Source organism: Actinophytocola sp. (assembly GCF_050699915.1).
GTDB lineage: Bacteria > Actinomycetota > Actinomycetes > Mycobacteriales > Pseudonocardiaceae > Actinophytocola.
Window position 1 is genome coordinate 1 of record NZ_JBOHGA010000200.1, and the last position, 11,374, is coordinate 11,374.

General features: G+C 73.5%; 13 protein-coding genes. 7 read left to right on the plus strand and 6 right to left on the minus strand.

Annotation, left to right across the window (positions count from 1 at the left end):
- The 3 genes from ACRDSK_RS26650 to ACRDSK_RS26660 all read left to right on the plus strand — a co-directional run.
- Positions 1 to 939, plus strand: a 939-nt coding sequence (locus ACRDSK_RS26650) for a glycosyltransferase family 4 protein (protein ID WP_431444044.1), incomplete at its 5' end; no start/stop codon positions are given.
- A 67-nt stretch (positions 940 to 1,006) separates the two neighbouring features.
- Complete coding sequence (locus tag ACRDSK_RS26655) at positions 1,007 to 2,140, plus strand: glycosyltransferase family 4 protein (RefSeq protein ID WP_431444057.1); 1,134 nt, start codon at positions 1,007 to 1,009, stop codon at positions 2,138 to 2,140.
- A gap of 18 nt (positions 2,141 to 2,158) precedes the next feature.
- The gene (locus tag ACRDSK_RS26660; protein ID WP_431444045.1) at positions 2,159 to 3,019 is read left to right on the plus strand and encodes a glycosyltransferase family 2 protein; all 861 of its coding nucleotides are present in this window, start codon (positions 2,159 to 2,161) and stop codon (positions 3,017 to 3,019) included.
- Between the two features lie 84 nt (positions 3,020 to 3,103).
- Here ACRDSK_RS26660 and ACRDSK_RS26665 read toward each other — a convergent pair whose 3' ends face one another.
- On the minus strand, positions 3,104 to 3,607 hold the full coding sequence (locus ACRDSK_RS26665) for a hypothetical protein (RefSeq protein WP_431444046.1): 504 nt from the start codon (positions 3,605 to 3,607) through the stop codon (positions 3,104 to 3,106).
- A gap of 92 nt (positions 3,608 to 3,699) precedes the next feature.
- On the minus strand, positions 3,700 to 4,803 hold the full coding sequence (locus ACRDSK_RS26670) for a mannose-1-phosphate guanylyltransferase (RefSeq protein ID WP_431444048.1): 1,104 nt from the start codon (positions 4,801 to 4,803) through the stop codon (positions 3,700 to 3,702).
- A gap of 32 nt (positions 4,804 to 4,835) precedes the next feature.
- Here ACRDSK_RS26670 and ACRDSK_RS26675 point away from each other — a divergent pair, with 32 nt between their 5' ends.
- Together ACRDSK_RS26675 and ACRDSK_RS26680 are read left to right on the plus strand one after the other, a co-directional pair.
- Positions 4,836 to 5,753, plus strand: a complete 918-nt coding sequence (locus ACRDSK_RS26675; RefSeq protein ID WP_431444049.1) for a DNA-3-methyladenine glycosylase family protein — start codon at positions 4,836 to 4,838, stop codon at positions 5,751 to 5,753.
- A 117-nt stretch (positions 5,754 to 5,870) separates the two neighbouring features.
- Positions 5,871 to 6,368, plus strand: coding sequence for a pyridoxamine 5'-phosphate oxidase family protein (locus ACRDSK_RS26680; RefSeq protein WP_431444050.1), 498 nt, complete (start codon positions 5,871 to 5,873; stop codon positions 6,366 to 6,368).
- On the opposite strand, the gene ACRDSK_RS26685 is transcribed toward ACRDSK_RS26680, so the two are convergent.
- From ACRDSK_RS26685 to ACRDSK_RS26700, 4 genes are all read right to left on the minus strand, one after another.
- Positions 6,356 to 6,904: an NUDIX hydrolase gene (locus ACRDSK_RS26685; protein ID WP_431444052.1), complete on the minus strand. Its 549-nt coding sequence runs from the start codon at positions 6,902 to 6,904 to the stop codon at positions 6,356 to 6,358. The two genes, ACRDSK_RS26680 and ACRDSK_RS26685, sit on opposite strands and share 13 nt — an antisense overlap.
- The gene (locus ACRDSK_RS26690; RefSeq protein ID WP_431444053.1) at positions 6,901 to 8,085 is read right to left on the minus strand and encodes a coenzyme F420-0:L-glutamate ligase; all 1,185 of its coding nucleotides are present in this window, start codon (positions 8,083 to 8,085) and stop codon (positions 6,901 to 6,903) included. The genes ACRDSK_RS26685 and ACRDSK_RS26690 overlap by 4 nt, the downstream gene beginning before the upstream one ends.
- Positions 8,078 to 9,058 carry a 2-phospho-L-lactate transferase gene (gene cofD, locus ACRDSK_RS26695; protein ID WP_431444054.1) on the minus strand — a complete coding sequence of 327 codons (981 nt, stop codon included), beginning with the start codon at positions 9,056 to 9,058 and terminating at the stop codon, positions 8,078 to 8,080. Before cofD ends, ACRDSK_RS26690 begins: the two co-directional genes overlap by 8 nt.
- An 80-nt stretch (positions 9,059 to 9,138) precedes the next feature.
- A complete protein-coding gene (locus ACRDSK_RS26700; RefSeq protein WP_431444055.1) occupies positions 9,139 to 9,954 on the minus strand; it encodes a site-2 protease family protein in 816 nt (271 codons plus the stop codon).
- Between the two features lie 314 nt (positions 9,955 to 10,268).
- On the opposite strand from ACRDSK_RS26700, the gene ACRDSK_RS26705 reads away from it, so the two are divergent.
- Positions 10,269 to 10,517, plus strand: a complete 249-nt coding sequence (locus ACRDSK_RS26705; protein ID WP_431444058.1) for a WhiB family transcriptional regulator — start codon at positions 10,269 to 10,271, stop codon at positions 10,515 to 10,517.
- A gap of 83 nt (positions 10,518 to 10,600) precedes the next feature.
- The coding region (locus ACRDSK_RS26710; RefSeq protein WP_431444056.1) for a glycosyltransferase family 2 protein at positions 10,601 to 11,374 on the plus strand (774 nt) is incomplete at its 3' end.

Sequence of the window (11,374 nt, forward strand, 5' to 3'; positions counted from 1 at the left end):
CCGCTGCCCCGCCGCGCGCTCACCGCGCTGTGGGAGCGGGGCGTACACCTGTGGCCGGGCGGCGACGCGGTGCACGCGCCGACCCCGCTCGCGCCGCCGGCTCCCAGACACGGGCGCTGCCTGGTGGTGACCGTGCACGACACGGTGCCCTTCACGCACCCGGAGACGCTGACCAAGCGCGGCGCGGCCTGGCACCAGGCGATGATCAGGCGGGCCGCGGTCCGGGCGAACGCGATCGTCGTGCCGACCGTCGCGGTCGCCGAGGAGCTCGCCGAGCACGCGCCCGGCCCGGCCACGGTGGTGGTCGTCCCGCACGGCGTGCCCGAGGCGTTCCGCGGGGAGGTCCAGTCGGCGCAGGTGCACGCCACCACCGTCGGCCTGGACCTGCCCGACGCCTACGTGCTCGCGGTCGGCACCGTCGAGCCGCGCAAGGGTCTCGACGTGCTGATCGCGGCGATGGCCAAGCCGTACGCGCCGGACCTGCCGCTGGTCGTCGTGGGCCCGCGCGGCTGGGGCGAGGTCGACCTGACCGCGCTCGCCGCCGAGTACGGCCTGGCGCCCGGGCGGCTGCGGGTGCTGGGCCGGATCAGCGACACCGACCTGTCGGTCGTGCTGCGCCAGGCCGCGGTGCTGGCCGTGCCGAGCCGGGCGGAGGGTTTCGGGCTGCCGGTGCTCGAGGCGCTCGCGGTGGGCACGCCGGTGGTGCACACCGACGTGCCGGCGCTGGTCGAGGTGGCCGGCGACGCGGGCGTGGCGGTGCCCCGCGACGACGCGAAGACGCTGGCCGCGACGCTGCGCGCGGTGCTCGACGACGGTCCGGGCACGCAGCGGCGGGTGACGCAGGGGAAGCTGCGCGCGGCGGCGTTCACCTGGGAGCACGCCGCGGCCGAGCTGTGGCGCCTGCACACGCGGTTCTTCGACATGGCGAGCGCGCGGTAGTTTTTCACCCGGTCGTGCCAGGCCCTGCGGCTTACAGTCGTAGTCTGCACACGTGTCCGAACCGCGCGTGCTGATCGACGCGACCGCCGTGCCGGCGGATCGCGGGGGTGTGGGGCGGTACGTCGACTCGCTCGTGTTCGCGCTGGACTCCGACGGCGCGCCGGTCACCGTTGTGTGCCAGCCGCGCGATGTGGGCCTCTACGGCCGGCTCGCGCCGCGCTCGCGGATCGTGCCGACCTCGGAGTCCAACGCCACCCGCACCGCGCGGCTGACCTGGGAGCAGACGACGCTGCCGCGGCTGGTGCGCCGGCTCGGCGTGGACGTGCTGCACTCGCCGCACTACACGACCGCGCTCGCGAACCCGGCCGCGTCGGTGGTCACGCTGCACGACGCGACGTTCTTCACCGACGCGCTGCTGCACCACTCGATCAAGGCGCGGTTCTTCCGGGCGTGGACCCGCACGGCGCTCGCCCGCGCGTCGCTGTGCGTGGTGCCCTCGGTCGCGACCGCCGCCGAGCTCGCCCGGGTGGCGAAGGCCGACCCGAGGCGGCTGGAGATCATTCAGCACGGCGTGGACAGCGAGCGGTTCCACCTGCCGGCTGCCGAGGAGGTCGCGGCGGCGCGGTCGCTGGTTGGTCTGCGGCCGGGCGAGCGGTACGTGGCGTTCCTCGGTGCGCTGGAGCCGCGCAAGAACGTGCCGGCGCTGATCCGCGGTTTCGCGGCGGCGTGCCGGGACCGCGAGGATCCGCCGGCGCTCGTGCTCGCCGGCCAGCCCGGGTGGGACCGCCAGGTGGAGCGCGCGCTGGACGCCGTGCCGCACCGGCTGCGGGTCCTGCGTGCCGGCTACCTGCCCTTCGAGCACCTCGCCGGGTTCCTCGGCGGGTCCGAGCTGGTCGCCTACCCGTCGCTGGGCGAGGGCTTCGGCCTGCCCGTGTTGGAGGCGATGGCGTGCGGGGCGTGCGTGTTGACCACCCGCCGGCTGGCGCTGCCCGAGGTCGGCGGCGACGCGGTGGCCTACTGCGGGGTCGGGGCGGGCGACATCGCCGCGGCGCTGGTCGAGCTGCTCGACGACACCGGACTGCGGGCGGGACTGGCCGCGGCGGCCCAGCGGCGGGCGAAGGAGTTCTCGTGGCTGACGAGCGCCGAGGGCCACCGGGCCGCGTACGAGCGGGCGCACCGGATACACCGGCACGGGCGCTGACGGGCAGAATAGGTGCCCGTGTCTCCGGAATATGGCTCTGAGCTGGCCGTTGTCATCGTGACCTACTCGCCGGGCGAGACGCTCGACCGGTGCCTGGACACGATGGCGAAGGCCACGTCGCGCCCGGTGCGGGTCGTCCTGGCGGACAACGGCTCCACCGACGGCGCGCCGGAGCGGGCGGCGGCCGAGCGGGACGGCGTGACGCTGCTGCGGACCGGCGGCAACCTCGGCTACGGCACGGCGGCCAACCGCGGGGTGGCCGCGCTGGACTCCTCCGTCGGCTGGATCGTGGTCGCGAACCCGGACCTCGAATGGGGCGACGGTGCGCTGGACACGCTGCTCGAGGCGGCTGCCCGTTGGCCCCGGGGCGGTTCCTTCGGCCCGTTGATCAAGGAGCCGTCCGGCGCGGTGTACCCGTCGGCGCGGCTGGTGCCCTCGCTCGGGCGGGGCATCGGGCACGCGGTCGTCGGCCGGGTGTGGCGGGGAAATCCGTGGACGCGTGCGTACAAGCAGTCGGACACGTCGGTGGCCGAGCGTCCGGCGGGGTGGCTGTCGGGCTCGTGCCTGCTGGTGCGCCGGACCGCCTTCGACTCCGTGTCCGGCTTCGATCCCCGGTACTTCATGTACTTCGAGGACGTGGACCTCGGGGAGCGGTTGGGCCGGGCCGGCTGGCAGAACGTCTACGTGCCGTCGGCGGAGGTCGTGCACATCCAGGGCCACTCCACGGCCCGCTCCTCGGACGCCATGCTCGCCGCGCACCACGCCAGCGCGTACCGGTACATCGCCGACCGCCACCGCGGGTGGCGCTGGGCACCGGTCCGCTGGGCGGTGCGCGCCGGCCTGGCGCTGCGCCTGAAGCTGGAGACCCGCAAGTCCTGATACAGCCCTCAGCCACTCGCCACGGTTTCGTCAGACCTCGGCGCTAGGCTGGATTTCGGGGGCCGGAGGCCGCGCTCGTCGCGTTCAGCCGTCCAGGCGTTGGGACAGGCTGCCGGTGTCCGTGGGCGGTTGCTCCGTCGCCAGGAACAGGTCGTTCACGTCCTCCGGGCGCGGCTCGACGGACGTCGCGTGCCTGGAGTGCTTCGGAACCGCCGGCATGGGCTCGGGCTCATGCGAGAGGTCCGGATCCCCGAACGGTTGCTGTTGGCGGGCCGCCGCGCGGGCCCGGGCGTCCTCGATGCGGCGCTGCCGCGAACGGATGCCGGGCGGCGCGCCGACCACGTCAGTCAGCGCCTCCTGGGCGATCGCCGGGATCCGCTCCTCCGGCGGCTCGCCCGTCACCGATGGGCGCGGGACCACCACCGTCGAGTGCGGATCCTGCTCGTCGTTCGAGCTGACGACCACGCGCGGAATCTGCAGCGTGTTCGCGGCGTCCATCGGTGAGACGGCACTCTCGGGCGTCACCACGAAGGCGCCTCGCGCCCGAGCCCTCGCCAGCACGGCGTCAGCCCGGTCAAGCGGGTCCATGCGTCGACCACTCCTTGCACGCCGTATGGATGTCGTGTCCCAGCGTATTCCTTTCCGCCCGCCGCGTCAGCGGAGAACGGAAAACGATCAACTCACACATGTGCCGCGTGCCCACGCTCCCGCAGTAGCTCGGTCAGCTTCTTGATGTCCTGCGCCCGGTCCCGCCGGCAGACCAGCACCGCGTCCGCCGTGTCGACCACGATCAGGTCGGTCACCCCGAGCGTCGCGATGACCCGCGACGACGTCGGCACCGCGATGACCCCGTCGCCGTCGACGACCAGGACCGGCGGCGACTCGGGCGTGACGTCGACGACCCGCGCTCCTTCGACATCCCGGCCGAGCAGCTCACCGAGCGTCTCGAAGTCCCCGATGTCGTTCCAGCCGAAGTCACCCGGCACGGTGGCGACCTTGCCCTCCGTCGCCGCCGGCTCCATCACCGCGTATTCGACGGCCACCTTCGGGATCGTCGGCCACGCCTCGGCGAGCACGCTCTCCTGGTCGTCGCCGTCCCACGCCCGCGCGATCGTCCGGATCGGGTCGTGCACGTCCGGGCGGCGAGCGGCCAGCTCGGCGAGGAACACGTCCGTGCGCCACAGGAACATGCTGGCGTTCCACAGGTAGCCGGCCGCGACGTACTCCTCCGCCACCTCGGCCGTCGGCTTCTCCTTGAACTCCAGCACGTTCTGCACGGTGCCGGGCTGGGCGGGCTCGCCGAGCCGCAGGTAGCCGTAGCCGGTCTCCGGCCGGGTGGGGGTGATGCCGATCGTCATCAGGCGCCCGGCCGCGGCGCCCTCGACCGCCTGCCGGACGGTCTGCGTGAACGCGGGGGTGTTCGTGATCAGGTGGTCCGCGGCGAAGGACGCCATCACCGCGCCGGGGCTGCGCTGCTCGATCACGGCGGCGGCGAGCGCGATCGCGGCGCACGAGTCGCGGGCGAACGGCTCGACGAGGATGTTGCGCTCGGGCAGCTCGGGCAGCTGGCGGATGACCGACGTGGCGTGCGCGGTGCCGGTGACCACCAGCAGGCGCTCGGCGGTGGACAGCGGCGCGAGCCGGTCGAACGTCGCCTGCAGCAGCGAGCGGTCGGTGCCGGTGAGCGCGTGCAGGAACTTGGGGTTCGCGGCGCGGGAGAGCGGCCACAGCCGCGTTCCGCTGCCGCCGGCGGGCACCACGACATGCAGGTCGGTCGAGCTCATCCGCTGACGATATCCGGGTACGGTCGTGTCCCGTGACCGGAGTCCACTCCTCGGAGCGCACATTCGCGCCCGACTTCCCCGTGGACGTCGCCGGGGTGCTCGCGCCGCTGCGGCGTGGGCACGCGGATCCCGCGTTCCGGCGCACCGAGGACGGCGTCACGTGGCTGGCCGCGAACACGCCGGACGGGCCGGGGACGCTCGCCCTGCGCCGGCCGGGCGGCGAGGTGCGGGCGTCGGCGTGGGGGCCGGGTGCGGGGCCGCTGCTGGACGGCGTGCCGGCGCTGCTCGGCGCGCTCGACGACGACTCGGACTTCACCGCGCACCACCCGCTGGTCGCCGAGCTGCGCAAGCGGATGCCGGTACTGCGGCTGGGGTCGACGGGGCGGGTGTGGGACCTGCTGGTGCCGTCGATCCTCGAGCAGAAGGTGACCGGCTACGAGGCGCGCCGCTCGTGGCGGGACCTGTGCCGGCGGTTCGGCGAGCCGGCGCCCGGTCCGGCGCCGGACGGGATGCGCGTGCCGCCGACGCCGCGGGCGATCCTGTCGATCGCCGACTGGGAGTGGCACAAGGCGGGCGTGGACGGCGCGCGGCGGCGGGCGCTGGTCGCGGCTGCGCACGCGGCGCACCGGTTGGAGCGGGCGGCTTCGCTGCGGGGCAAGCCGGGCCGCGACCTGCTGCGAACCGTGCCGGGCATCGGCTTCTGGACCGCGGCGGAGGTGGCCCAACGGTCCTGGGGCGACGCGGACGCCATCAGCGTGGGCGACTTCCACATCCCGAGCATCGTCGGGTACGCCCTGCTGGGCCGCAAGATCGACGACGCGGGCATGCTCGAGCTGCTCGCGCCCTACGCCCCGCACCGGCACCGGGTCGTGCGCCTGCTGGAGGCAGGCGGGGTGTCGCGACCCCGCTTCGGCCCGCGCTTCGCGCCTCGCGAGTACCGGGACATGTGACTCAGCCGCTGCCGACCAACTTCGGCGGAAGATGTCGCGCCGGATGTCGAGAACGTGGCGACGGCTCCGTCCCAGGGGCACGAGCGGCCACGAGGGCCGCGCCACGGAGGAGGAACCGTGCAGCAGCACGAGATCACCGAGGTCCTGAACCGCCCGTTCAGCCAGGAGCTCCTGGCCCGCGACGTGACCAGGCTGGCCTACGTCGCCAAGGACGGCACGCCGCGCAACGTCCCGATCGCGTTCACCTGGAACGGCACGCAGATCGTCATGTGCACGACGAAGAACGCCCCGAAGCTCCCGTCGCTGCGCCACAACCCGGCCGTGGCCCTGACGATCGACACCGAGGTGCACCCGCCCAAGATCCTGCTCATCCGCGGGCTGGCCGAGCTGGACGTCGTCGACGGCATCCCGGAGGAGTACGTCCAGATGAACGGCAGCTACCAGATGACGCCCGAGCAGCGGATCGAGTGGGAGGCCGAGATCCGCTCGCTCTACGACGGCATGGTGCGGATCGTCGTGACCCCGACGTGGGCGAAGCTGATCGACTTCGAGACGACCCTGCCGAGCGCCGTCGAGGAGCTCGTCCGGCGGCGGGCGGAACGTCAGAGCGCGTGAGCCAGGCCCGCCGCCGCGAGCATCTCCGCGAGGCCGCTCTCGCCGTCCGGGTCGGGGAGCGCGTCCACGGGCCACCACCGCAGGTCCAGCGACTCGTCGCTGCGCACCGGTTCGGCGCCCGGCGGCGCTTGGACCAGGAAGCGCACGTCGAAGTGGCGGGTCGGCACGCCGAGCGAGCAGGTGATCGGGTGGACGTCGACGTGGACCGGGGTCGGGTCGATCGTCAGACCCGGCATGCCCGACTCCTCCGTCGCCTCGCGCAGCGCCGCCCCGGCCAGCGTGGAGTCCGACGGCTCGCAGTGGCCGCCCAGCTGCAGCCACGCGCCCACCCTCGGGTGCAACGTCAGCAACACCTGCGAGCCGTCGGCGGACAGTACCAGCGCCGACGCGGTCAGGTGGCCCGGCTCGCACGACCGCGTGCACGCGTCCGGCCGCGCCGCGAGGAAACCCAGGAACGCCTCGCGCAGCGACCGCTGACCGGGCATCGTCGGGCGCCACTCGGAGAGGAGGGACACCGCGTCGGCATGGAGGGTCATCGCTGCAGGAACCTGTCGTCGGGGTCGGTGTGCGGCAGCGCCGAGAGGTCGGCGTGGCCCAGGGCGACCGCGCCCAGCGGGGACCACGTCTCCGGCAGGGAGAGCAGCCGGCCGACGCGGTCCGCCACCGGCACCACGCAGGAGCCCAGCCCCTCGGCCGCCAGCGCCACCCGCAGCGCGTGCACCGCCGCGCCGCCGGCCGCGTGGTCGCCGCCGGCCGCGAACGCCAGCACGATCTCCGGGGCCGCGTACAGCAGGTCGTCGGCCGCGAGCTCGTCCAGCAGCTGCTTGCGCCGCACCTGGTCCGCCAGGTGCACGAAGCGAACGTCCGGGAAGGAGGCCAGCGCCGCGCCCGCCGCCCACCGCGGCGAGGAGACCTCCACCGGGGTGTCGTCGAACGACCGCACCGGCGCCAGCAGGGCCGACGAGCGCCGGCCCAACGCCACCGCCTCCGCCGTGCCCATCCGGAACAGGTCCTCGTCCACCGGCCGCACCAGGTCGCGCGCCCGCGAGGTCGCGTCGCCCACCGGCAGGCCCCGCACGACCGCCACCGGCACCGCGCCCAGCTTGCCCTTCACCAGGTCCGCCGCCCCGGCGACCTCGTCCGCCACCGCGATCTCGGTGACCGCGAGCTCGTTGCCCTGCCCGTCGACCTCGCCGCGGTAGCCGTGCAGCACGCGCAGGCCCGACGAACCGATCGCCACGTCCGTCTGGCCGACCCGCCACGCCCGGCCCATCGTGTCCGTGACGACCACCGCGACCTCGACGCCGAGCCGGTCGGCCAGCCCGTTGCGCAGCGCCAGCGCCGACGCGTCCGGGTCCGCCGGCAGCAGCGCCAGCTCGTCACCGGCCACATTGGACGCATCGACCCCGGAGGCCGCCTGCACGATCCCCAGGTGGTTCTCCGTGATCAGCGTCCGCTCGCGGCGGGCCAGGATCCGCACCGACTCCTCGAACACCAGCCGGCGGCGGATCCGGTCGCGCTCCTCCGGGTCGGCCGGCACCCGCACCAGCCGTCCCTCTACTTTGGACACAACCTTGCTGGTGACAACCACGACGTCCCCGGAACGCAACCAACGCGCCGCGTCCGCGATCGCGCCGGTCAGGTCGTCGCCAGGGCGGAACTCCGGCAGCCCCTCGACCGGGACGATCTCCAGGCGGGATGCGGCGTGGTCAGTCAACGGACACCCCGGCCAGCGAGAACGCCGCCCGCACCATCTCCGCCGTGGCGTCCACATCGGACATAAGCAGCGGCACGGCACGCACGTCGACGTCCGGCACCACGGCCGGGTCGCCGGTGTGCACCAGCCAGCCGTCCAGCAGCCCCTCGCCCGACTCGCGCCGCGAGCCGTAGTGGCGGCCCACCGCCTCGGCCGTCGTCTCGACCCCGATCGCGGCCAGGCAGGCGTCGGCCATCCCGCGCACCGGCCGGTCGTTCACGATCGGCGAGACGCCCACGATCGGCGCCTCCGCCTTCACCAGCGCGGTCCGCAGGCCGGGCACCGCCAGCACGGTCCCGACGCTCACCACGGGGTTCGACGGCGCCAGCAGCACGACGTCCGCGGCGGCGATCGCGTCGAGCACGCCCGGCGCCGGTGTCGCCTCCTCGGCGCCGATCGGCACGATCGAGTGCGCCGGCAGCGCGGCGCGGTGGCGGATCCACCACTCCTGGAAGTGGATCGCCCCGCGCCGTCCCGAGTCCGGGTCGTCGACGACGACGTGGGTCTCGACCCGGTCGTCGGACATCGGCAGCAGCGTCACGCCCGGCCGCCAGCGCGCGCACAGCGCCTCGGTCACCGCCGAGAGCGGGTAGCCGGCGCGCAGCATCCGGGTGCGCACCAGATGGGTCGCGATGTCCTTGTCGCCCAGCCCGAACCACTCCGAACCGGCGTCGTACGCGGCGAGCTCGTCGCGCACCGTCCAGCTCTCGCCGGTGCGCCCCCAGCCCCGCTCGACGTCGATGCCGTCGCCGAGGGTGTACATGCACGTGTCCAGGTCCGGGCAGATCCGCAGGCCGTGCAGCCACACGTCGTCGCCGGTGTTCACCAGCGCGGTGACCTGGTGCGCCGGCGCCTCCGGCAGCCCGAGCGCGTGCTTCACGCCTTGCAGGAACCGCGCCCCGCCGACCCCGCCGACCACGACCACAACCTTCACGCCGCGATCCTCGCACGCGGCCCTGACAGTCTCGTCAGCCGCCAGAAGACGTCAGTGCCAGAGGGAACAGCGCCAAGGGATCAGCGCCAGAAGAGGAAGGCGTCGAAGCCGGCGGCCGCGAGGTTCTCGTTCCCGCCGACCGCTCCGTACACCGCACCGGAGATGTCGAAGAAGACCTGGCTGACCCCGGGCAGCGCGATCAGACAGGCGAACAGGACCAGCGGCGCCCACGGCCGTGCCTTCGCGCCGAACCGCTGCGCCTCCGGCGAGAGGTACGGCTCGATCGCGCCCCAGCCGTCCAGCCCGGGGACCGGCAGGATGTTCAGCACGAACGCCATGATCTGGAACATCGCGAGCACCGACAGCGCGGCGGCGAGTGCCGCCGCCGGCTCCATCGCCGTGGTGAGGAAGCCGCCCGGCATCTCCGGCTGGAACAGCGACACGGCGAAGATCAGCAGCCCGCCGAGCGCCAGGTTGGAGAAGGGCCCGGCGAGCGACACCATCGACTCGACCCGCTTGTTGCGCAGCGCGTGGTGGTTGATCCACACCGCCCCGCCGGGCAGCGGGATCCCGCCGATCACGAGGATGAGCAGCGGCAGCACCAGGCTGAACACCGGATCGGTGTACTTGCGCGGGTCGAGGTTCAGGTAGCCCTTGAAGTACACCTCCCGGTCGCCGCCCTTGTACGCGACGATCGCGTGGCCGAACTCGTGCAGGCACAGCGACACCCCCCACCCCGCGAGCACGAGGAAGAACGTGCCGGCGATGACGATGCCGCCGGGATCGGACGGGTCGAACGGATCGTCGGCGCCGAAGGCGATGACGATGCCGCCCGCGACGGCGACCGCGAGTATGGCGAGGAACACGGGCGAGGGGCGGACCGCTGATCGCTGCACACCCCGAGTCTGCCAGTCTCGTAACACTCGCCCGGGTGGGTAGGTAGTTTTCCTGTTGTCCCGCCACGTGGTGGACCGGTTTCGGTTGGTCCCATAGGGCATCACCCGGCCGGGTACTCGGCTTGACGCGCCGCGACTACACGGGTGTAATCACATCGATGTCATTCGCCGGTTCAGATGGCGAGTGGTGTCCGCCAACCCGGGGAGCGCGAAAGGCGAGGAGGCGGACCGGCATGCAGATGCAGGGACTAACGGGACTAACCGATGGGAGCCGTGTCGTGGGGTGGGGGGAGCAGCCGAACGAGGAGCTCGGCATGCTCGCCGATCTGTTCGACGACGCGGAGGAGCAGGAGTGGCAGGAGCGCGCCCTTTGCGCGCAAACGGATCCGGAGGCGTTCTTCCCCGAGAAGGGTGGATCGACCCGGGAGGCCAAGCGCATCTGTCAGGGGTGTGAGGTGCGCTCGGAGTGCCTGGAGTACGCGCTGGCGCACGACGAACGGTTCGGGATCTGGGGCGGACTGTCGGAGCGTGAGCGGCGCAAGCTCAAGAAGCGCGTCGTGTGACCTGGTCGCAACTTTCTCACGATCCGAACTAGGTGTGGGCGCGCGCGGCGTCGGGTGCGCGGCGGCCATGGCATGTTGTGGCCATGCCTCGGTACGGCTCTCGCGGTAGCGCTCCGGCGCTGCGCACGGCACCGGTGCTCGCCGTACTCGTGTGCCATGACGGGGCGACTTGGCTGCCGGCGGCCCTCGCCGCGCTGCGCACGTCCGCGCCGCGGCCGAGGCACGTGCTGGCCGTCGACACCGGCTCGCTCGACGAGACGCCCGCGCTGCTGACCGAGGCCGTCGAGGACGGCCTGCTGGACGGTGTCCTCACCCTCGACCGCCGTACCGGGTTCGCCGCCGCCGTGCACCAGGCGGTGGCGACCGCGGTCGAGCGCTGGGGCGATCCCGGCACCTGGATCTGGGTGCTGCACGACGACTGCGCGCCCGAGCCGGGCTGTCTCGCGACCCTGCTGTCCGCGGCCGACGCCTCGCCGTCGGCCGGCGTGCTGGGTCCGCTCGCGCTCGACTGGGACGACCCGCGCCTCGTTGTGGAGGCCGGCCTGTCCGCCGACGCGTCCGGCCATCGGCAGACCGGCATCGGACCGTCCGAACTGGACTGGAGCCGGCTGGACCGGCGACACGGCTACGAGCAGAGCACCGAGGTGCTCGCCATGCCCTCGGCCGGCATGCTCGTCCGCCGGGAGCTGTGGGAGCGGCTCGGCGGGTTCGATCCCGAGATTCCCTTGCTGCGCGAGGACGTCGACTTCGGCTGGCGGGTGAACCGGGCCGGCTCTGTCGTGCTGTGCGTGCCCGCCGCGCGGATGCGGCACGTGCGCGCCGTGTCCGCCCGGCTGCGCGGCGCCGACGCGCGCACC

Excerpts from the sequence above, each read along its gene's own strand:
- ACRDSK_RS26685 (WP_431444052.1), bottom strand. The coding sequence starts at position 6,904 with ATGACCCTCCATGCCGACGCGGTGTCCCTCCTCTCCGAGTGGCGCCCG.
- ACRDSK_RS26705 (WP_431444058.1), top strand. The coding sequence starts at position 10,269 with ATGCTCGCCGATCTGTTCGACGACGCGGAGGAGCAGGAGTGGCAGGAG.
- ACRDSK_RS26670 (WP_431444048.1), bottom strand. The coding sequence starts at position 4,803 with ATGAGCTCGACCGACCTGCATGTCGTGGTGCCCGCCGGCGGCAGCGGA.
- ACRDSK_RS26665 (WP_431444046.1), bottom strand. The coding sequence starts at position 3,607 with ATGGACCCGCTTGACCGGGCTGACGCCGTGCTGGCGAGGGCTCGGGCG.